This window comes from Hydrogenophaga sp. GW456-12-10-14-TSB4 (genome assembly GCF_059424305.1).
In genome coordinates, this window is record NZ_JBWKZH010000034.1 from 1 (window position 1) to 21,168 (window position 21,168).

A 21,168-nucleotide genomic window follows, 5' to 3' on the forward strand; every position below is an offset into this window, starting at 1 on the left:
GTGCCCGAGGGCGAGGTGGGCGAGCTGGTGGTCACCACCCTGAACCCGGCCTACCCGCTGATCCGCTTCGGCACGGGCGACCTCTCGGCCATCCTGCCCGGCGCCTGCCCCACCGGGCGCACCGCGCCGCGCATCAAGGGCTGGATGGGGCGCGCGGACCAGACCACCAAGGTGCGCGGCATGTTCGTGCACCCGGCCCAGGTGGCCGACATCGCGCGGCGCTTCCCGCAGGTGAAGAAGGCGCGCCTGGTGGTCAGCGGCGAGATGGCCAACGACCAGATGTGCCTGCGCGTGGAGGCCGGCGAGACCGACGGCGGCCTACAGCAGCAGATCGAGGCCGCCGTGCGCGAGGTCACCAAGCTGCGCGCCCAGGTCGAGCTGGTTCCCCCCGGCTCCCTGCCCAACGACGACAGGATGATCGAGGACGCGCGCAGCTGTGCCTGAGCCGCCTTACCGAGGCGTGACCAACTCGGTCTCCACACGCATGTCCAGCACATAGGCGTAGCGCGAGGCGTCGGCCGGCGGGTTCTGGATCGTGTAGCGCTTGACGCGCAGCACATGGCGGGTGCCTGCCTCGTGCGTGAAGCCTTCGATGTGGCCGTAGAAGTGGCCCCACTCACCAGTGCCGGTCTTGAGGCCGGCGCTGTTGTACTTCACTTCGCGCACCTGCATGCATTGCGCGTTGCGCACCACGCCGTGGCTGCACGGCTGGAGCTGGGGCCCCACTTCGAGGAACAGGGTTTCGCCCGCGCCGCCGTACCGGGTGGCGTCGGTGGGTTGGCCCACCAGGTGCCAGCGGCTGCCGTCGTTGAACTGCATCAGCAGGCGTGGCGGGTTGGCGTCCTGGGCCAGGTGGACGCGGGTGGCGCGGCTGATCTGCGCGGCCACGGTCTGCTCCAGTTGCATCAGTTGTCGGTCGGGGCAGGCCATCATCGTGCTCACGGGGCGAGAGATCGTGATGTCGATGCCGTTGAGCTGGTAGCCCGCGCCCACGGCGTTGCAGAGTTTGTCCACGACGACGCGCTGATCGCCGGGCTTCTCGCCCTTGACGAAGCTCAGGCGCACGACGCGCTGGGGCGCCAGCGCGGTGAACGCCGGCAGCGCGCGGCCGCTGGGGTCGTCCGCCTTTTCAAGGGCCCAGTGAAAGGCCTGCAGGGTTTTGTTGAGCGAGGAGTCGGGCATGGCGCTGGCAGAGGGAGGGGTGGTGCAGGCCGTGAGGCTCAGCAAAGTGGCTGCGGTGAGAGCGACCCATGTACAGCGTTTCATGAGGTGTTTTCCTTTCTTTGGCCTGCTGTGCAAGCATGGCGGATGGGGGTGTTTCGTGCAAGCTTCAGGGGTTGAGAGCCCCAGACTTGTTCATGGCCCTCATGGCCCATGAGCGAGCGATGGTTCGGGCCGCGTGACCGGTGTAGGCGGTTGTGCTGCCGGAAGCGGCGTTCAGTGTGAACTGGTTTTTCGAGAAGAGTTCACGTGGCGCGGTTCCGCAGAAGGTTCCCACATTTTGAGGATTGACAGCCCTTGAGGCGTGGTCAACGATGCCCGACGACCTTTTTTCTCAATCCGACAGGAGCACCATGGCCGCCTACTTTCATCTCAAGCCTTCGGGCACCCAATGGATGTTCAACCTCGTGGGAGGCAACCACGAAACCATATTGACCAGTGAGCGCTACACCTCCAAGCAGGGGGCGCAGGGCGGCATCGCATCGGTCAAGGCGAATGCGCCGATCGATGCCCGCTATGCGCGCCTGACCAACTCCGCGGGCAAACCGTACTTCGTGTTGAAGGCCGCCAACGGCGAGCCGCTCGGGACGAGCGAGGCCTACTCTTCGGCGGCCACGCGAGACCAGGGCATCGAAGCGGTGAAGTCAGCGGCGCCGGGGGCCGCGACCAGGGAGTGATGGGCCTGTTCTCTCCAAAGAAGTCGGCCCGCATCGCGCGGGCCTTTTTCTTTGTCCGCTGCACGGCTTGTGCCCTCTCGCGGACAGGATGAGAAAATGGAATGGTGCCGGTTTGAAAAATTCATTTCTCCATCAAGAAACACGGATTTAAGATGCTTGCATCGAAATTTCCGTGATTGAGATGAATGATGAGTTACGACACGAGCAGCAGCTTTCCTCTTCCTGGCGGCCATACATTGGCATCCTGGGCGCAATCCAGAATTGTCCGGAAAAATGACCTTGGCTACGATTGGGGGGTATTGAAATTCCAGGCGGATATCAATCCGAAATACCGCCGTGCGCAAATGCGGTACATTGGAATGGGTGCCGCTGGAGCGGAGGGTGACAGCAAAAGCCTGATGCCTGAGAATTTCACGTTCTCAACCATGTTATTGCCCGGTCGCCATGAATTTCCACCCCATATCCATACCGATGTGGAAGAGGTTTTCTATCTGACCAGAGGCAAGGCGATATTTGCGCTGGAGCACAATGGTCAAAAAACGGAGGCCGTGCTCGAACCCGGGGATTTGATATCCGTGCCGCCTGGGGTTTATCGCTCCATCGTGTCCGAAACCGATGAGGAAAGCCATTTCGTGGTGGTGATCGGTTCGCCGCGGCCCATTCGGCCCACGTATCCGCCGGGCCATGAATTGCACGGCAAGTCCAACAGCAAGGCCTGATGCGGCCTCAGCCGCTGGGTTGGCGGCTCTGTTCGAGCAACCATTGGCGAAAGGCGGCGACTGCGGGGGCCTTGCGAACGGGCTCCCGGATCATGAGCATGTAGGACCCGCGTTTGACCAGGGGCACGTCGTGCACCCGCACCAGCCGGCCGGCGTTCAGGTCCTCCTGGACGAGAAAGTCGGGCAGGATGGCGACGCCCATGTCGGCCAGTGCCGCCTGCAACCCCATGGTGAGCAGGGAGTAGGTCGGCCCTGGTTTGACCTTGGCTTGCTCCACACCCACCGATCTGAAATAGCTCGCCCAGCTCTCGGGACGGGTCAGCTGGTGCAGCAGGGGCAGGCTCAGCAGGGCCTCCACCCCCTGCTTGCCGCACGACGCCAGCAGTGCCGGGGAACAGACGGGGTACCCCCCGCCGGCGATCAATGGGTCGCAACCCCAACCCGGCTCCTCCGCATCCCGGAACAGGATCAGGATGTCGTTCTGCAGCTTTCTGGGATCGGGCTGCCCAATGTGCGTTTCCACATCGATCATGATGTCGGGAAACTGTTTGCTGAAATCGGCCAGGCGCGGAAACAGCCATTTGGAAGCAAATGTGATTTGACTGGATATCTTCAGATGGGCGCTATTGGCCTTCGAGGTGGAAAGGGTCAGCGTGGCGTGCTCGAGTTTGTCGAGCAGTTCGCTGACTTCTTCCGCATAGGCGCGCCCTTCCTGTGTCAATGAAAGTTCACCGTGCGCGCGTGTGAACAGCTTCTTTCCAACGAAATCCTCAAGATCCTTGATTTGCCGGCTGACCGCACTTTGGGTGAGAAACAGTTCTTCCGCTGCTCGCGTCACATGGCCGGTTCGCGCAACCGTGATCAATGCCACCAGGTTCACGGTGGATGGCAAATGCCTGCCAAGCGAATATTTCATGAATTCTTGGAATGGTGGTCAGAAAAAAAAGTCAAGCCCACGAAGAGGGGCTTTCAGTATACTGGCCTGCAACCGTTCTGTCACGGAATCCTCGATCTGTAATCAGCTTTTCATTTGTTCTGGTGAATCTTTGAAATGAATTCAATGGTATTTTTGGCGGTGGGTGATGCATTCATCACGAGGGCGCTGCCGCGCAATCCGGAATTTGATCGATTGAAGCAATTCATTGAATCGGCCGATGTGCGGATTTGCAATCTGGAGACCACCTTCGCATCCGATCGGGCGGCACCCGCCACGGTCAGTGGCGGCACCTGGGCCAAGACGGCGTCCTCGCTGGTGGGTGATTTGCAGGCCTACGGGTTCAACGGCTTTTCAGCGGCCACCAACCATGCGGGTGATTTCGGCGAAATCGGCATGCTGGACACCCTGGCGGTGCTGCAGGCGGCGGGGGCGGCGTGCGCAGGCCTGGGAACCTGTCTTGAAGAGGCCGGTCGGGCGGTGGCGATTCCGGCGGGCGCGCGGACCTGCCACCTGCTGTCGTTGACGTCGACGTTCCATGAAAGCGCCATGGCAGGGAACAGCCGCCTGGACATGAAGGGGCGCCCGGGCATCAACCCGTTGCGGCACCAATTGACCTATGTGGTCGATGCCGGCGACATCGAGGCGATGCGCGCGATCGATAAAAAAACGGGAATCAATGACCGCGAGCGGATGCGTTTGAAGGAAGGCTTCTCGCTGCCGCAGAACGACATCGATCTCTTCTTCGGTGGCCACCGCTTCAAGGCGGGTGTTCCGCACGGCACGCTGAGCGAGGTGGACCCGCGCGACCTGGATCGCAGCGTGCGCGAGATCCGGCGTTGCGCCGCGTCGGGGGACCCGGTCATCGTCAGCATCCACACCCATGACATGAAGGATGGCCGCAAGGAGCTGCCGGCCGATTTCATCGTGGCGGCGGCCCGCACCTTCATCGAGGCGGGGGCCAGCGCCATCGTCTGCCATGGTCCGCATGTGATGCGTGGCATCGAGATCTACCGGAAGCGGCCCATTTTTTATGGCCTGGGCAACTTCGTTTTCCAGAACGAAACCGTGGCCGCCTTGCCGGCGGATTTTTACGAGAAGTACCAACTCGATCCGAAGGCGACCCCGCAGGAGGCGTTCGACAAGCGCTCCCATGGCGACACGAAGGGCCTGGTGGCCAACCCGGCCGTGTGGCGTGCGGTCATTCCCCGCTGGGCCCTGACTGACGGCGAACTCACCGCCATCACCTTGCACCCGATCGCACTGGGTTTCGGCCTGCCCCGGTCGCAGCGGGGCTCTCCCGCGCTCAGCGACGACATCGAGGCCTTGAAGGAACTCCAGACCTTGTGCGCACCGTTTGGCACACGCGTCCTCATCCACAGCGACGGTACCGGCTCGATCGCCCTCGATACCTGAACCCACGCTGCACTGGGGCGGCGACCCTTCTCCCTCTTTCATTTCAAGGAGTTTGTTCTCATGGAACGCAGACATTTCCTCAAAACCGGCCTGGTCGCCAGCGCCGCAGGTCTGGGCCTCACGCCCGTCCTCGCCCAATCGAACGACGGCAGCTTGATCTACATGACGCCCAACACGCTCACCCTGGCCTACGCGCCCGAGCTGTATGCGGACGTATCGGGCAAGTTCGAGAAGAACGGCGTCAAGGTTCGCCTGGAAGTGGGGCGGAGCGCCGCCCAGCCGTTGCAACTGGTGACGGGCAACCAGGTGCACATCGGCCGCACGGCGGGCAGCACCTACATGGCAGCCCGTGCCCAGGGCAACACGGACGTGATCGCCATCGGCACGATCGCGCAGACCTCGCCCTTCTTTCTGGTCTCCAGCGCGAAGGCACCGATCCGCAGCGGCAAGGACATGGAGGGCAAGATCATCGGCCTGCCCTCGTTTGGTGGCACCGCCGAAGGTGGCCTGAACCTGATGCTCGAAAAGGCCGGCGTCGCCCCCACGGGCATCCGCCGCGAGCGCGTGGCCTACAACCCGTCCACCTTCGGCCTGATCGAGGCGGGGCGGCTGCATGGCTTCTTCGCGAACACCAGCGCCGTCGCGCGCATGAAGGGCGAGAAGCTGCTCATTCACGTGCTGCCGGTGGACGACGGTCTGCCGGGCAATGTGTACGTGGCGCGCGAGGAGAACCTCAAGACCCACCGCAAGGGCTATGTCGCTTTCACGAAGAGCATCATCGAAGCCACGCGCGAGCTGGCTGCCATGGGCGACAAGGACCTGGCCGGCGCCATTGCGCTGATCGGCAAGAAACACGCGGTGCCCGGCATCGACAACGTGGAGGTGTCCATCGACGACATCAAGACCACCAGCGCGCTGTGGACCACCCATGGGATCGGCAACGTGGTGCGCAACGATCCCAGGCAATGGGAAGAGGCCAAGGGTCTGCTGGAGAAGAGTGGCGCGATCGTCGCGTCCACGCGTTCGATGTTCACCAACAGCATCTGGGAAGAGGCATCGAAGTGACCGCGTCCCCGTCATCGGCGCAGGAAGCGCTCGTCTCCTTCCAGCAAGTCGGCAAGACGTTCAAGACCGCCACCAGCGAGGTGGTGGCCCTCAAGGACATCCAGCACGCGATCTACCCGGGTGAGTTCGTGGCCATCATCGGTGCCTCCGGTTGCGGGAAGTCCACCTTGCTGCGGCTGCTCTGCGGCCTGGAGCGACCCACCACCGGCAAGGTGGTGTTCAGCAGCCAGAAGGACGTCAGCTACGGCGTGGCCTTCCAGGAACACCGCCTGCTGCCCTGGATGTCCATCGGCGACAACATCGCGCTGTCGGACCACATGATCGGCAAGTTCTCGGCCCAGAGCGTGGCCCGTGCCCAGGCCTTGTCGGACCTGGTGGGCCTCAAGGGTTTTGAAAAGAGCTTGCCGGCCGAACTCTCCGGTGGCATGAAGCAGCGGGCCTCGTTCGCCCGCGCCATGTTCGCGGACCCGGACCTCCTGTTGCTCGACGAGCCCTTTGGCGCGCTGGACGCCATCACCCGGGAAAAAATCATCGCGGACGCCGAGCAGATCTGGCTGCAGAAACGGTTCACGGCCCTGCTCATCACGCATTCCATCGATGAAGCGGTGCAGCTGGCCGACCGTGTCATCGTCATGTCGGCCCGACCCGGCCGCATCGCGGCGCAGATCACGATCGACCTGCCCCGACCCCGCTCGCGCGAACGCGCCAACCCCCGCTATGCCCAACTCTGCAACGAGTTGCGCGACCTGCTGGAGATCTGATGAAAAAGCTCATCATCCAAACCACCTCCGTGTTGACCTTCCTCGTGCTGTGGAAGGGCTATGTCACGCTGGCGGGTGTTTCTCCCCTGGTGCTGCCGGCACCCGAAGCGGTGTTCATGGCGCTGTACAAGCTGATGCAACAGCCAGACACCTACTTCCACATCAAGACCACACTCTACGAGTGCCTGGGCGGCTTCACCCTGGCGGTGTTCTTCGGCACCGTGCTGGGCCAGGTGCTGGGACGCATCCAGATCCTCGACACCATCTTCAAGCCGTTCATCGTCGCGCTGCAGCTCACGCCCAAGGTCGCGCTCATCCCTCTGTTCATCCTGTGGTTCGGCTTCGGGCTGGAGTCCAAGATCGTCATCTCGGCGGTGATGGGTTTCTTCCCCGTGTTCTCCAACAGCTACCTGGGTGCGAAATCGGTGGACAACGGCCTGTCGGAGGTGTTCACCGTCGGCCATGCGCTGATGCGCAAACGCTTCCGGTTGCTGGTGGTGCCCGCGTCCTTGCCCTACATCCTGACCGGCATGGAGATGGCGATCGTGCTGTCCATCATCGGTGCGGTGGTGTCGGAGTTCGTGGCGGGATCGCGCGGGCTGGGCTTTCTGGCCACGGTGAAGCTGCAGGAAATGCAGGTCGACATGCTCTTTGCCGTCGTGATCCTGCTGGCCTCCATCGGTTTCATTCTCTACTTCGGCGTGGGATCGCTGCGCAAGGTGCTCGTGCCGTGGCACGAGTCGGCCAAGTCGCAGGGCGTTGCCTGAACATCCGCCATGTTGTCTCCTCAAATTGACCACTCGACCCGAGGGTTCGAGTTCGACGAAGCCACGCTCGCGGCCATTGCGGTGGAGATGAAGGCGGTTCGCCGCCGCATCCATCAGCATCCCGAACTGGCCTTCCATGAGCACAAGACCGCCGCGCTGGTGGCGGACGCCCTGCGCCAATGGGGCTACACCGTGACCGAAGGCGTCGGCGGCACCGGCGTGGTGGGCACGCTGCGCCAAGGGAATTCGGCGCGAGCCCTGGGCATCCGCGCCGACATGGACGCGCTGCCGATCACCGAGCAGACCGGGCTCGCTTATGCGAGCACGCAGACGGGTGTCATGCACGCTTGCGGCCACGATGGCCACACGGCGATGCTGCTCGGAGCGGCCCGCTACCTGTCGGCACACCGCCCATTCAACGGCACGCTGAACCTCATCTTTCAACCCGCCGAAGAAAAGGGCTTCGACAGCGGCGCCGTCGCCATGCTGCGCGACGGTGTGCTGGAGCGTTTCCCCTGTGACGTCATCTACGCGATCCACAACCTGCCTGGTGCGCCCAGTGGCGGCCTGATGTTCCGCGAAGGCGGCTACCTGGCCGCCGGCGACCGGGTCTTCGTGAAAGTGCGCGGCAAAGGCGGCCACGCCGCGCGGCCGCACCAATGCGTGGACCCGGTGGTCGCCGCTTCAGCCATCGTGATGTCGCTGCAGGCCATTGCCTCGCGCTTCGTGAATCCCGAGGAAGCGGTGGTGGTCACCGTCAGCCGGTTCATCGGCGGCAATGCATTGAACGTCATTCCCGAGTCGGTGGATCTGGGCCTGAGCGTACGGACTTTTTCCGACACCGTCCGAAGGACGGTGCAGGAGAAGGTGACGCGGATCATCCAGTCCACCGCCGAGGCCTACGGCGCCACGGTCGAGATCGACTACATCAACGGCTATCCCGTGGTGAACAACGACGCCGCGGCCACGCAGTTCGCCGCCACGGTGGCCACGGCGGTGTTCGGCGCTGACCGCGTGACGACCAACCACCAGCGGTCGATGGGGAGCGAAGACTTCGCGTACTTTCTCGAAAAGCTGCCGGGCTCGATGATCCGCCTGGGCAACGACTCCGGCACCTGCTCGGCGGCGCTGCACACACCGCACTACGACTTCAACGACGACAACATCGAAGTCGGTATCCGTTTCTGGAGCGCATTGGCTCAGACCTACCTGCTCTGACCCCCATTCGCCCGTCCTACTTTCCCGTTCATCACCATGCAATCCAAAATCACCGTGGGTGAACTCGCCGCCCGCTTCCTGGAGCAGTGCGGCGTGCGCGCCGCCTTCGGCGTGATCTCCATCCACAACATGCCCATCCTCGACGCGTTCCACACGCGCCAGAAGATCCGTTTCGTCTCGGCGCGCGGCGAGGCAGGTGCGTGCAACATGGCCGACGCCTACGCCCGGGTCAGCGGCACGCTGGGCGTGTGCGTCACCAGCACCGGCACCGGCTGCGGCAACGCGGCGGGCGCGATGGTCGAAGCCATCACCGCCGGCACCCCGCTGCTGCACCTCACGGGCCAGATCGAGTCGCCCTTCCTGGACCGCGACCTGGGCTACATCCACGAGCACCCGGCCCAGCTGGCCATGCTCAAGGCCGTCGGCAAGGACGCCTTTCGCATCCGCAACCCCGAGACCGCCCTGGCCACGCTGCGCGAAGCCGTGCGCCTGGCGCAGACCCCGCCTTGCGGCCCGGTGAGCATCGAGATCCCGATCGACGTGCAGAAGATGAAGCTGGACCTGCCGGCCGACCTCTCGCCCCTGGCCGTGCCGCCGGTGCAGCCCAACCTGGCCGCCATGGACCTGCTGGCCGAGCGCCTGCTCAGCGCCAAACGCCCCCTGCTGTGGCTGGGCGGCGGCGCGCGCGGCGCCAGCGCCGCCGCGATGCGGCTGGTGAACATGGGCTGGGCCGTCGTGTCCTCCGTGCAAGGCCGGGGCATCGTGCCCGAAGACCACCCCGCCACGCTGGGCTCCTACAACCTGCAGAAGCCGGCCGAGGAGTTCTACGAAACCGTGGACGCCTTCCTTTCTGTCGGCACGCGCCTGCGCAGCAACGAGACGCTGAACTACAAGCTCAAGCTGCCGGCCACGCGCTACCGCATCGACGCCAACCCCCTCACCGACGGCCGAGGCTACAGCAGCGAGCTGTTCGTGCACGGCGATGCCGAGATCACGCTCAACGCCCTGGCCGACCGGCTTGAAGGCCGCATGCAGATCGACCCGCAACTGGCGACCGATGTGAAGCGCGCGCGCGCCGAAGCTGCCACGCTGGTGGACGGCACGCTGGGCCAGTACGTCAAGCTCAAGAACACGCTGGCCGAGGTGGTCGGCAAGAACCTCTGGTGGGTGCGCGACATCACGCTCTCCAACAGCATGTGGGGCAACCGCGCCCCGGTGCTGGACCACCCCCGCGCCGGTGTGCACGCCCTGGGCGGCGGCATCGGCCAGGGCTTGGCCATGGGCGTGGGCGCGGCCGTGGCCGATGCCGAGCACGCGCTGGGCCGGCGCACCATCTCGCTCTGCGGCGACGGCGGCTTCATGCTCAACGTGGGCGAACTCGCCTGCGCCGCGCAGGAGAAAGCCAACGTGGTCTTCATCGTCATGAACGACCAGCGCTACGGCGTCATCAAGAACATCCAGGACGACATCTACGGCAGCCGCCACGTCTACGTGGAACTGCACACGCCCGATTTCGCGCAGCTCTGCGCCAGCCTGCAGGTGCCGCACCTCAAGCTGGCCGACCCGGCCGCCACCAAGGACACGCTGCAGAAAGCCCTGGCCCATGCCAGCGGCCCGGTCGTGGTGGAAGTGGACATGAACGCCTGGGGCCCATTTGCCGTGAAGTTCGCCGGCCCTCCGGTGCGCTGATCCCATCGGATTCCTGCTCTTCCGATACCACCATGAACGAACCTCTCAAGACCTTCATCGCGGGCCAATGGCGCGACGCCTCGGGCCCGGAATACACCACCGAATACCCGCACGACGGCAGCACCGTCGCCCGCCTGCACGCGGCCACCGCCGCCGACGTGGACGAGGCCGTGCAGACCGCCGAACGCGCCCGCCATCTGCCCTCCTGGGCCAAGCTCAAGCACCACGAGCGCGCCGCCATCCTCTACCGCATCGCCACCGGCATCCGCGAGCGCAGCGAAGAACTCGCCCAGCTCCAGCGCCTGGACAACGGCAAGCCCATCAAGGAATGCCGCGCCCTCGTGGCCAGCGCCGCCGGCACCTTCCAGTTCTTCGGCGCCGCCGCCGAGACCTGGGAAGACACCATCACCCCCTCGCGCGGTGACTTCCTCAGCATGAGCGTGAACGAGCCCCTGGGTGTGGTGGGCGCCATCACGCCCTGGAACTCCCCCATCGCCAGCGAGGCCCAGAAGCTCGCCCCGGCCCTGGCCGCCGGCTGCGCCATGGTCTTCAAGCCCGCCGAGATCACCCCGCGCATGGCCCTGGAGCTGGCCAAGATCGCCGAGCAGGCCGGCGTGCCCGCGGGCATCATCAGCGTGCTGCCAGGCAAGGGCAGCATCGTCGGTGACGCGCTCGTCAAGCACCCGCTGATCAAGCGCATCGCCTTCACCGGCGGCACCACCGTGGGCATGGGCATCCAGCGCCTGGCGGCCGAGAAGCTGATGCCGACTTCGCTGGAGCTGGGCGGCAAGTCCCCCACCATCGTGATGCCCGACGCGGACCTGGACCACGCCGTGGCCGGGGTGCTCTACGGCATCTTCAGCTCCTCGGGCGAGTCCTGCATCGCCGGCTCGCGCGCCTTCGTGCACGAGAGCGTCTACAAGGAGTTCAAGGCCCGCCTGCTCGAAGGGGTGAAGAAGCTGCGCGTGGGCGATCCGTCCAGGGAAGAGACGCAGATGGGCCCGCTGGTGAACCTGGGCCACCGCGCTTCGGTGGAGAAGTACGTGCAGCTGGGCCGCGACGAGGGCGGCACGGTGCTGTGCGGCGGTGAGCGCCCCACGGGCAGTTACTACGACGGGGGCAGCTACTACCTGCCGACCATCTTCGAGGGCCTGCCCAACAGCGCGCGCATGTGCCAGGAGGAGATCTTCGGCCCGGTGCTGGCCTTGCTGCCGTGGAAGGACGAGGACGACCTGATCGCGCAGTGCAACGACAACATGTTCGGCCTGGCTTCGGGCATCTGGACGCGCGACTTCAAGAGCGCCTGGCGCATCGGGCGCGCGCTGCAGACCGGCACCGTGTGGATCAACACCTACAAGGTCTTCTCCATCAGCACCCCCTTCACCGGCGTGAAGATGAGCGGCTACGGCCAGGAGAAGGGCCGCCTGGGCATCCTCGAATACACCAGCCAGAAGAGCTTCTATTGGGGCTTGAACGAATCGCCGAACCCCTGGGCGCAGTGATCGGGCCCATCCCCGACAGTCAAACCGAAAAGGACGTGTGAAATGGATCTTGGAATCGAAGGCAAGGCCGCCCTGGTAGGCGGTGGCAGTTCCGGCCTGGGCTTCGCGTGCGCGAAGGCCCTGGCCAAGGAAGGCGTGAACGTCACCATCGTGGCCCGATCGCAGGACAAACTCGATCGTGCCAAGGCCGATCTCGAGCAATTGGGTGGAGGGCGGATCACAGCGATCGCCGCCGATGTCTCGACGGCCGAAGGGCGTGAACGCATCTTTGCACAGGGCTCGGACTTCGACATCGTCGTGACCAACGCGGGAGGCCCGCCATCGGGCGACTTCCGCGATTGGGATCGCTCGGTGTGGCTGCGTGCGCTGGACACCAACATGCTGGCGCCGATCGAGCTGATCAAAGCCACGGTGGACGGCATGATGGCCCGTGGCTGGGGGCGCATCGTCAACATCACGTCCAGTGCGGTGAAGGAGCCGATCGCCACGATCGGCCTGTCCAACGGGGCCCGCTCGGGTCTTACGGGCTTCGTGGCCGGCCTGGCACGTTCCACCATCGGACAGGGCGTGACGATCAACAACCTGTTGCCCGGGACGTTCGACACGCAGCGCCTGCAGGTCAACTTCCAGGCCATCGGCGCGCGCAAGGGCCTGACGGTGGACGAGGCGCTGGCCGAACGCAAGCGGGTGCACCCGGCCAAGCGCTTCGGCCGACCCGACGAGCTGGGCCATACCTGCGCCTACCTGTGCAGCGTGCACGCGGGTTACATCAATGGGCAGAACATCCTGATCGACGGCGGCTCGTTCCCCGGCGTCTTCTGAATCAAGGCCGGGTGGCGCGCTCCGCCGCCACCCGGCGGACCAGCTGCCACACCATGTCCGCAGCCGGTGTCAGCGTGCGGTTCGAGCGGCGCACCAGGGCCACCTGGCGCTCGATGCGTGGCAGCAGAGGGCGCATCACCAGACCCTGCAGCCCGGCCGGCGGCAGGGCCAGCACGGGCACGACCGAGATGCCCAGGCCCGCGTCCAGCATGCGGAAGATGGTGGTGACATGGCCGACTTCCTGTGCCACGGACGCCTCGACGCCGTGGGCGCGCAGCGCATCGTCGATCAGGCGGCGGCTGCCCGAGGCATGGTCCAGCAGCACCAGGGATTCCCCGGCCAGGTCCGTCCAGCGCGCGTTTCGCCGGCGGGCCAGACGGTGCGTGGGTGGGCAGACCAGACAGAAGGGTTCGGACAGCACGGCCTCGGCATGCAGGTCGCCGCGCGGCCCGGGATCGATCACCACGCCGAAGTCCACTTCGCCGGCCAGGACGCTGGCCAGCGTGTCGTGCTGGATGCGGTCTAGCAGCAGCAAGGCCAGGCCGGGGTGTTCGTGTTGACAGCGGGCGATGCACTCGGGCAGCAGATTGGCCGACAAGGTCGGGCTGCTGGCCACGCGCACGCGGCCGTGGGGCCGCAAGGCCTGGCCGCGCGACTCCTGCAGCAAGGCGTCGAGGTCTTCCAGCACGCGCCCGAGTTGCACGGCGAGGCCCCGGCCTGCATCGGTCAGCACCACTTCGCGGGTGGTGCGGTCGAGCAGCTTCAGCCCGAGGTGTTGTTCCAGTTCGGTCACGCAACGGCTGACCGCGGGCTGGGACAGGCCGATGTGCTCGCCGGCCCGCGTGAAGCTGCCGTGGGAAGCGACCGCCTGGAACACACGCAGCTGACGCAGACTCACATTCATCTGATATTGATATCAATTGATCCGATAAATTCATTTTACGGTTGCTCTGCGCTGCGGTCCAATGCCCGCTTTGTCTTCACACGCGCCCTGCCGCGCGCCTTTGCCATGGCCCGTTCCCGGCTGCTGCCTGACAACTTCACGCTCTATCTCGTCGCCACCGTCATCCTGGCCAGCCTGCTGCCCGCGCGGGGTGTGTTGGCCCAGGCATTGGGCATGGCCACCACCGTGGCCGTGAGCCTGCTGTTCTTCCTGCATGGCGCCAAGCTGTCGCGCCAGGCCATCTGGGCGGGCATCGGGCATTGGCGGTTGCAGCTGGTGGTGGTGGCCACCACCTTCGCGCTCTTCCCCCTGCTGGGGTGGGCGCTGTCACCGGTGCTGCGGCGGCTGGTGACCCCTGAGCTCTACACCGGCATCCTGTACCTGTGCGCCTTGCCGGCCACCGTCCAGTCGGCCATCGCCTTTGTGTCCATGGCGCGCGGCAACATCCCCTCGGCGGTCTGCAGCGCTTCCGCGTCCACCTTGCTGGGCGTGGTCCTGACGCCACTCGTGCTGGGCCTGTTGCTGACGCAGAACGCCGCGATGGGCGACCCACTGGAGGCCATGGGTCGCATCGGTGTGCAACTGCTGCTGCCTTTCATCGTCGGCCACCTGATGCGGCCCTGGATTTCGGGTTTTCTGCAGCGCCGCGCGTTCATCATGAAAACGGTCGACCAGGGTTCCATCCTGCTGGTGGTGTACGCCGCGTTCAGCCATGCGGTCATCGCGGGCCTGTGGGCGCAACTGCCTCTGGCGGCGATGGCCGGCCTGATCGTGGTGTGCGCCGTGATCCTGGCGCTGGTGCTCGCGCTCACGGTGTGGGGCAGCCGCCGGCTGGGCTTCTCCAAGGAGGATGAGATCGCCATCGTTTTCTGCGGATCGACGAAAAGCCTGATCAGCGGCGTGCCCATGGCCAATGTGTTGTTCGCCGCGCCGGTGGCCGGTGCGATCGTGTTGCCGCTGATGGTGTTTCACCAGATGCAGCTGATGGTGTGCGGCGTGATGGCGCAGCGTTATGCGCGCCGGGGCAGCGACCCGGTGATCGCGGCCGGTGGGGCGCTTGAAGGCGCAAAATCCACGGCACCCTGACTTCCGGATGCTCCGATGATTCGACCCCTCCTGCTTCTCACCCTGGCCGCGGCCGCCCTGATGGCGCAGACGGCGCAAGCCCAGGCCTTTCCCACGATGACGGTCAAGATCATCAACCCGTTTCCGCCGGGCACCAACACCGACACCGTCGCCCGGATCCTGGCGCAAAAGCTCCAGCAGAACTGGGGGCAGGCCACCATCGTGGAGAACAAGGCCGGGGCCGGCGGTGCCATCGGTTCGGACCACGTGGCGAAGGCGCGGCCCGATGGCCACACGCTGCTGCTGACCTCGTCGTCCACGCACGTGGTGGCGCCGGTCCTGCGCAAGGCGCTGCCTTATGACGCCAACAAGGACTTTGTCCCCATCATGACGGTGACGCTCTCGCCGAACGTGGTGGTGGTGACGAAGTCACTGCCGGTCACCACGCTTGCGCAATTCATCGACTACACCAAGGCGCATCCCGGCACGACCTTCGCCTCCTCCGGCAATGGCACCGGCTACCACCTGGCGGGCGAGTTGTTCGCCTCGACGGTGGGCGCCCAGATGCTGCATGTGCCTTACAAGGGGGCGGCACCCGCCATGAACGATCTGATGGGGGGACAGGTGCAGGCCATGTTCGACTCGCCGGGCAGTGTGGCGCCGAACCACAACGCCGGCAAGGTGCGTGCCCTGGCGGTCATGGGCGCTCAGCGCTGGCCCACGCTGCCCGAGGTGCCGACCACCGTGGAGCTGGGCTACCCCCAGCTGCAGTTCGCCACCTGGCTGGGGCTGTACGCACCGGCCGGCACGCCGCCCGCGGTGATCGACAGGATCACCCAGATTCTCAAGACGGAACTGAGCAAGCCGGGCATGAGCGAGCAGTTCATGCAGATGGGGTCCCGGTTGAACCTGGTCTATGGCAAGGACTTCGAGAAGCTCATGCTCGACGGCCAGGCGTCGCTGCGGGCGATGGTGAAAAACGGGAACCTTCCCCCGCTGGACTAGGGTGAACAGGTCCTAGGGCTCGCGCGGACAACCGCTCCCCGGCCCACCGTCGAGGTGGGCCATCAGCACCGGCGCCATGGAGCGCAGGATCTGCACCGGCAGACCGGAGGTGAAGCGGTGTTCGGCCGCGTTCGGCCCGATCACATAGGCGGTCACGCTGCCGAAGTGCCGCGGCCCCAGGTAGAACACGAAGGTGGCCGTGCGGTTCAGGGCCAGGCCGCCGCGCTTGTTCACCACCACGCGGTTGTCGCCGGTGCCGGTCTTGCCGCCGGGTGACAGGTCTTCCCCCGAGGTCGACTGGAAGCTGCCGGCGAGCCGGCGGGCGGTGCCGGCCTCCACCACTTCGGACAAGGCCTTCTTCAACGCCCGGGCCACCTCGGGCGCCATCACGCGCTCGCCTTCCATCGGTGTGGGCCGCAGCGCGGTCTCCCACGGCGTGCCCTGCGCGAAACGCAGGTCGGAGATGCGCTGTGTGGGCCGGCGCACCCCGCCGTTGACGATGACGCCCATCAGCTCGGCCAGCGCGGCGGGCCGGTCGCCGGAGCTGCCCAGGGCCGTGGCCAGCGACGGCACCAGATGGCCGAAGGGGTAGCCCAGGCGGGTCCAGCGGCGGTGAATGTCCAGAAAGGCTTCCACCTCCAGCATGGTGTAGATGCGCGCGTCCTGGGCGTCCTTCGCGCGTGTGCGGAACAGCCACTTGTAGACCGCCTGGCGCTCGGTGGCACTGGCGGCGACCGCTTCGTCCAGGGTGGCGCGGGGGTGTTGCAGGCGGTAGGCCACCACCCAGAGTTCCAGCGGGTGCACACGGGCCACATAGCCCCGGTCCGGCAGGTCGAAGGCGTCGGGCGCGAAGCGCTGGTACAACACCGCCACGCGGGCCGCATCGGGCGCCTTGTCCCCCAGGCGCTCGGACAGAAAGGCGCCCAGGGCCTCGGGCGATGCGGCGGGCTCCAGGTAGCGAAACACGGCCGTCAGCCGGTCGGCGCCCGGGCGCAGTCCGTCGAGCAGCGTGGCGCGCAGCTCGGTCGAGGTGAGCTTGTCGGTCTTGCGCCAGAAGCGGCGCAGGAAGGTCTGGCCCTCGCGGTCGGCGAACAGGGCCAGGTAGGTGTCGCGGCGGGGGTCGAGGTGGTCCTCCAGCAGCCGTGCCGTGCCGTCGGGCCCCTGGTACAAGGTGTGGCGCACGATCTCGCGCAGCAGGCGCACGAACGGCAGGTTGATCGAGGCCTGCATGGCCTCGCGCAGGCTGGGTTGCCGCGCGTCGTCCTTCTTGTTGAAGTTGTTGAAGGTGTGCAGGCCGCCGCCAGTGAAGAACGGCTCGTGCGGGTTGGCGGAGAAGCGCCGATCCATCGCCGCTTCCAGCATCGTAGCCAGGCTGTGATCGTCTGTGCCCGACAGGTACTGCACGGCCCAGCGGCCCAGGCTGTCCTGCGGGCTGACGGTGGTGGCCTTCAACGCGGCGGCATCCAGCGGCGCGAGTCTGCCGTGCAGCTCGGCGACCAGTTCCAGGTAGGTCGCGAGCACGCGCAGCTTGGCGGTGGAACCCAGTTCGAGTTTGCTGCCTTCGTTGATGTCCAGCGGCTGCTGGGTGGTGTCGGTCTGCACCCGCACCAGGTTGCCCTGGGGTGTGCTCTCCAGCAGGGTGAAGCTGTAGAGCACCTCGTCCAGCGTGCCTGGTTGCAGCATGCGCTCGCCCATCAGCTGTTGCGAGCTGGCGAAGGCCGGGTCGGTCAGGCGACCGAGGTAGCTGCTCACCGCGTCCTGCAGCTTCCCGTTCAGCGTGGTGCCGGCCTGGGCATCGAGCCGGTCCAGGCTGTAGAGCGAGGCGCCGAGCAGGCCGGCCAGCCGGGTGCGCATGGCGGTGGTGCCCTTGCTGGCGGCGGCGGGCAACTGCGGCGGGTCTTTGTCCATGTCGCGGAACACCAGCGTCTGCGCCAGGGCCGCATCGCGCCAGGCGGCATCGATGATGCCCGCCTCGGTCAGCAGGCGCAGGTGGGCGTCGGTGGCGTGCTCCAGGTCCTCGCGGCCTTGCGCGAGGTACCACGAGGGCCGCCGGTGGGCGATCATCAGCGCCACCGCCTGGCGCAGCACCCGGCCGCGGGCGATGGGATCGTCACCACTGGCCGAGAGCGAGGCCATGGCGCTCTCGAAGTCGGTGCCGAACCACACCCACAGGCCATCGCCCAGGCCATGTACCTCACCGTGGCGGGGCGCCGCCGACAGCGGCACCGTGTTCAGGTAGTCCAGCACGAGTTGCCGGCGCACCGGCAGCGTGTCGGTGCCTTGCTGGTAGGCCCGCACCGAGGCCGAGACCATCTGCCGCAGCTTCTCGCGCGCGTCGTGCGTGATGCCACCCGGCGAATGGCGGTATTTCTCGATCTGCGTGGCCAGTGTGCTGCCGCCGTGCGTGTCGATGTCGGAATCGATGCGGTTGCCCACCTGCGCGAGCACCGCGCGGGTGAAGCGCACCCAGTCCACCGCCGGGTTCATCTGCGGGCGCTCGGGGTCGAGCAGGTCGCGGTTTTCGATGAACAGCAGGGCCTGCACCACCACCGGTGGCACGCCGTCGAAGTTCTCGAAGCGCCGGTAGGGATAGCGGAAGGCGTGCAAGGGCTCGCGGCCGCAATCGAACACGGTCAGGCCCGTGTGGGTCTTTTCCGCATAGGGAGCGAACCAGCCGCGGTCCAGGTGCGACAGCAGGGCCTCGCTCTGGCGCGATTGCTCCGCGACCTCGAAGCCGCGCTCCTGCAGGCGCTCGGCGAAGCCGGGAATGGCGGTATAGCCCATGCGTTCGTCGAACGGGCCGTGGGCCGGGAAGCGGATGGTGTCCGCAGGGCCCGGGGCGACATGGTGCTTCAGGGTGGCGGCGTAGCGGTTCAATTCCTGCGCCTGCCAGTGCGAGGTCTGCACCTCCCGCCGCACCAGCAGCGCGGCGGCCGCGCACAGGATCAGAAGGACCAGCAGGGACGCCTGCCAAAACCGGCGAAAGGCGGTTGAACGCTGGCGACCCGGTGGGTCACCGACGTGTGCCGTGTGCGGTTCCGCCCCCATCCGTTGCTCGCTCATGGCGTGCTCCATTGGCTGAAAAGCACCTGTGCAGATCCTGCCTGCGCGCCAACGCGGGCCCGATCGCGCTGAGCGCTATCTTGCTCCCGCATGGGCGCTTTGTGGTGCACAACGCGCAACGGCAGCGATGCCGTGGTGATGGGGCGTGGGGCAGCGTGATGGCTGTCACGCAGGTGCGTGTGCCCATGAGACAGCTTGAGGGGATGAACTTGCAAGCGGCAGCGGTGGGTAGGGGGTCTTGTCGGTGATCGGGTGTGATCCTATCGCCTGTGTTTTGCGGGCCCGTGGCAGGCCCGCGCCAACCCCCCGGTTTCTCTAATGAGATATCCCCCGACCGCCGGGGGACAAGAAGAAATCATCGCGTTTTTCCCCTCGGGTTGATAAGATTTGTTTTGCATACATAAACATGTTCCGTATTCGGAACAAATAAAACCGACGTCCTCCACAGAACCCGGAAAAGGAAATCGCCATGAAGATGCCTGTCTTGTTTTGCGCCGCCGTGTTGCTGGCCCTGTCGGCGGTCCAGGGGGTGGGGGCGCAGCCCGCGACCGATCTGTGCAGCAAGGTCGATCTTCAGAAACTGCCGGCACAGCCGGTGACCATCCGGTATGGGTTGACGGGTGGGGGCGAAGAACCGCTGGCGCTGCTGTGGGCCGACAAGGACAAGTACCCCCACCAGGGCAGGTTCTATGTGCTGGACCACAAGCTCTTCGCGCCCAATGACCGCATGACCGCCGTGCAGGCCGGGCAGCTCGACGCCGGCTCCATCAGCCTGACCGCGTTGGTCACGGCCGTGCGGGTCGGCATCGATGTGCGCGCGGTGGCCTCCGTGGTGGAGACGAACGCGACCGACAACCAGGGCGCCTTTGTCGTGCTCAAGGACGGCGGTCTGACCGACATCAAGCAGCTCAAGGGCAAACGCATCGGCTTCTATGGCCCGAACACCATCAGCGAGTACTGGATCAAGAGCGCGCTGCGGCGCGCGGGCCTCAAGCCCAACGACGTGTCCTATGTCTCGATGCCGCCACCGGCACAAGAGCAAGCGCTGAGGAACAAGCAGATCGATGTCGCGTGGCTGGCGCGCCAGTTCCTGGCCAAAGCCAACGCCACGGGTGGGCTCGAGGTGCTCATGCGCCCCATGCAGGCCACGGCACAGGCCCATCCCAGCACGCTGGCGTTCTTCACGCAGAAGTTCGTCAAGGAGCAGCCGCAAGCCTACTGCGCCTGGCGAGCGGACTACCAGAAGGCGCTGGCCAGCTGGGCCAAGGACCGCGAGTCCTTCTATCCCAAGTTGATCGCGGCGGGCTACCTCACGCCGGCCGCAGCGAACGCGGGCGCGGACGGCGGCCGGGCCGAGGGCGGAAGGATCGGCCTCAAGGACATCGACGACACCATCGAGGACATGGTGGAAGCCGACTTCCTGCCGCGCGGCCGCAACCCGAAAGCTGCCGACATGGCCTTGAGCGGGTACGCGCTCGTCCGTTGAGCCTTGGGCCGCCCACCTTCCACGCAACCAGAAGCAGAGCACACCGGATGATCCGAATCGAGTCCGTCACCAAGAAGTTCAAGCGCGGCGACCACGTCGTGCACGCATTGGGTCCTGTGGACCTGCAGATCGAAAAAGGTGAGTTCATCACCATCCTGGGGCCCAGCGGCTGTGGCAAGACCACTTTGCTGCACATGCTGGGTGGCTTCGAGTCGGCGTCCTCGGGCCGGGTGTTGCTCGACGGACAACCGATCACCAAGCCCAGCCGCAAACTCGGCATGGTGTTCCAGGAGGCGACCTTGTTTCCCTGGAAGACCGTGCTGCAGAACATCGCGTGGCCGATCGAGCAGACCGGTGTGTCGCGGATGCAGGCGCTGGACAGGGCCACGGAATACCTCGACAAGGTCGGCTTGCACAAGTTCGGCAAGGCGTATCCCAACGAACTGTCCGGCGGCATGCGCCAGCGTGCAGCGCTGGCGCGGACCTTGGCCATGGAGCCGGAGGTCTTGCTGATGGACGAGCCCTTCGGTGCACTCGATGCGCAGACACGCGAGGAAATGCAGGAGGAACTGACCCGCATGTGGCAAACCTCCGGCTTGACGGTGGTGTTCATCACGCACGACATCACCGAGTCCATCTTTCTGGGGGACCGCGTGGTGGTCCTGGGGGGCAAGCCGGGCCAGGTGATGGAGACATGCCGCATCGATTTGCCGCGGCCGAGATCCGCGGCGACCAAGTCCGATCCGCGTGTTCTGGAGTACCGGGCCCACTTGTGGGAACTGATCCGGCGCGGCGCGGCGGTCTGAGCGGAGCAA

Annotated in this window: 19 protein-coding genes; 15 read left to right on the forward strand and 4 right to left on the reverse strand. The window is 65.8% G+C overall.

All coding sequences use genetic code 11. From position 1 onward, the window contains the following. Positions 1-444: phenylacetate--CoA ligase family protein (locus AC07ZS_RS17025; RefSeq protein WP_494799709.1), on the forward strand; the 444-nt coding region annotated here is incomplete at its 5' end. Positions 445-450: 6 nt separating this feature from the next. Here AC07ZS_RS17025 and AC07ZS_RS17030 read toward each other — a convergent pair. After that, positions 451-1,266 (reverse strand): DUF4377 domain-containing protein, encoded by an 816-nt coding sequence (locus AC07ZS_RS17030; protein WP_494799710.1) that lies wholly within the window; start codon positions 1,264-1,266, stop codon positions 451-453. A gap of 308 nt (positions 1,267-1,574) precedes the next feature. On the opposite strand from AC07ZS_RS17030, the gene AC07ZS_RS17035 reads away from it, so the two are divergent. Together AC07ZS_RS17035 and AC07ZS_RS17040 are read left to right on the forward strand one after the other, a co-directional pair. After that, on the forward strand, positions 1,575-1,898 hold the full coding sequence (locus tag AC07ZS_RS17035; RefSeq protein WP_494799711.1) for a YegP family protein: 324 nt from the start codon (positions 1,575-1,577) through the stop codon (positions 1,896-1,898). Positions 1,899-2,086: 188 nt separating this feature from the next. Further along, a complete protein-coding gene (locus tag AC07ZS_RS17040) occupies positions 2,087-2,617 on the forward strand; it encodes a cupin domain-containing protein (RefSeq protein WP_494799712.1) in 531 nt (176 codons plus the stop codon). 7 nt (positions 2,618-2,624) lie between these two features. Here the strand turns inward: AC07ZS_RS17040 and AC07ZS_RS17045 are convergent, their stop codons facing one another. Further along, complete coding sequence (locus tag AC07ZS_RS17045) at positions 2,625-3,533, reverse strand: LysR substrate-binding domain-containing protein (RefSeq protein ID WP_494799713.1); 909 nt, start codon at positions 3,531-3,533, stop codon at positions 2,625-2,627. A 135-nt stretch (positions 3,534-3,668) separates the two neighbouring features. Here AC07ZS_RS17045 and AC07ZS_RS17050 point away from each other — a divergent pair, with 135 nt between their 5' ends. From AC07ZS_RS17050 to AC07ZS_RS17085, 8 genes are read left to right on the forward strand one after another with little or no spacing between them, the layout of a single operon-like run. Continuing rightward, positions 3,669-4,967 carry a CapA family protein gene (locus AC07ZS_RS17050; RefSeq protein WP_494799714.1) on the forward strand — a complete coding sequence of 433 codons (1,299 nt, stop codon included), beginning with the start codon at positions 3,669-3,671 and terminating at the stop codon, positions 4,965-4,967. Between the two features lie 60 nt (positions 4,968-5,027). After that, positions 5,028-6,032 carry an ABC transporter substrate-binding protein gene (locus AC07ZS_RS17055; RefSeq protein WP_494799715.1) on the forward strand — a complete coding sequence of 335 codons (1,005 nt, stop codon included), beginning with the start codon at positions 5,028-5,030 and terminating at the stop codon, positions 6,030-6,032. After that, positions 6,029-6,793: an ABC transporter ATP-binding protein gene (locus AC07ZS_RS17060; protein ID WP_494799716.1), complete on the forward strand. Its 765-nt coding sequence runs from the start codon at positions 6,029-6,031 to the stop codon at positions 6,791-6,793. The genes AC07ZS_RS17055 and AC07ZS_RS17060 overlap by 4 nt, the downstream gene beginning before the upstream one ends. After that, positions 6,793-7,560, forward strand: coding sequence for an ABC transporter permease (locus AC07ZS_RS17065; protein ID WP_494799717.1), 768 nt, complete (start codon positions 6,793-6,795; stop codon positions 7,558-7,560). Before AC07ZS_RS17060 ends, AC07ZS_RS17065 begins: the two co-directional genes overlap by 1 nt. A gap of 9 nt (positions 7,561-7,569) precedes the next feature. Beyond that, positions 7,570-8,778 carry a M20 aminoacylase family protein gene (locus AC07ZS_RS17070; protein WP_494799718.1) on the forward strand — a complete coding sequence of 403 codons (1,209 nt, stop codon included), beginning with the start codon at positions 7,570-7,572 and terminating at the stop codon, positions 8,776-8,778. Positions 8,779-8,808: 30 nt separating this feature from the next. Then, positions 8,809-10,467, forward strand: a complete 1,659-nt coding sequence (locus tag AC07ZS_RS17075) for a thiamine pyrophosphate-binding protein (protein ID WP_494799764.1) — start codon at positions 8,809-8,811, stop codon at positions 10,465-10,467. A gap of 32 nt (positions 10,468-10,499) precedes the next feature. Further along, positions 10,500-11,969 carry an aldehyde dehydrogenase gene (locus AC07ZS_RS17080; RefSeq protein ID WP_494799719.1) on the forward strand — a complete coding sequence of 490 codons (1,470 nt, stop codon included), beginning with the start codon at positions 10,500-10,502 and terminating at the stop codon, positions 11,967-11,969. 42 nt (positions 11,970-12,011) lie between these two features. Further along, on the forward strand, positions 12,012-12,791 hold the full coding sequence (locus AC07ZS_RS17085; RefSeq protein ID WP_494799720.1) for an SDR family oxidoreductase: 780 nt from the start codon (positions 12,012-12,014) through the stop codon (positions 12,789-12,791). Position 12,792: 1 nt separating this feature from the next. On the opposite strand, the gene AC07ZS_RS17090 is transcribed toward AC07ZS_RS17085, so the two are convergent. Next, the gene (locus AC07ZS_RS17090; protein WP_494799721.1) at positions 12,793-13,695 is read right to left on the reverse strand and encodes a LysR family transcriptional regulator; all 903 of its coding nucleotides are present in this window, start codon (positions 13,693-13,695) and stop codon (positions 12,793-12,795) included. Positions 13,696-13,800: 105 nt separating this feature from the next. Here AC07ZS_RS17090 and AC07ZS_RS17095 point away from each other — a divergent pair, with 105 nt between their 5' ends. Together AC07ZS_RS17095 and AC07ZS_RS17100 are read left to right on the forward strand one after the other, a co-directional pair. After that, the gene (locus tag AC07ZS_RS17095; RefSeq protein ID WP_494799722.1) at positions 13,801-14,820 is read left to right on the forward strand and encodes a bile acid:sodium symporter family protein; all 1,020 of its coding nucleotides are present in this window, start codon (positions 13,801-13,803) and stop codon (positions 14,818-14,820) included. Positions 14,821-14,835: 15 nt separating this feature from the next. Continuing rightward, positions 14,836-15,804 (forward strand): Bug family tripartite tricarboxylate transporter substrate binding protein, encoded by a 969-nt coding sequence (locus AC07ZS_RS17100; RefSeq protein WP_494799723.1) that lies wholly within the window; start codon positions 14,836-14,838, stop codon positions 15,802-15,804. A gap of 12 nt (positions 15,805-15,816) precedes the next feature. Here the strand turns inward: AC07ZS_RS17100 and AC07ZS_RS17105 are convergent, their stop codons facing one another. Next, positions 15,817-18,867 (reverse strand): transglycosylase domain-containing protein, encoded by a 3,051-nt coding sequence (locus AC07ZS_RS17105; RefSeq protein ID WP_494799724.1) that lies wholly within the window; start codon positions 18,865-18,867, stop codon positions 15,817-15,819. Between the two features lie 469 nt (positions 18,868-19,336). Between AC07ZS_RS17105 and AC07ZS_RS17110 the strand changes: the two genes are divergently transcribed. Both AC07ZS_RS17110 and AC07ZS_RS17115 read left to right on the forward strand, forming a co-directional pair. Beyond that, positions 19,337-20,353 carry an ABC transporter substrate-binding protein gene (locus AC07ZS_RS17110; RefSeq protein WP_494799725.1) on the forward strand — a complete coding sequence of 339 codons (1,017 nt, stop codon included), beginning with the start codon at positions 19,337-19,339 and terminating at the stop codon, positions 20,351-20,353. Positions 20,354-20,400: 47 nt separating this feature from the next. Next, positions 20,401-21,159, forward strand: a complete 759-nt coding sequence (locus AC07ZS_RS17115) for an ABC transporter ATP-binding protein (protein WP_494799726.1) — start codon at positions 20,401-20,403, stop codon at positions 21,157-21,159. The last annotated feature ends 9 nt before the right edge of the window (positions 21,160-21,168 follow it).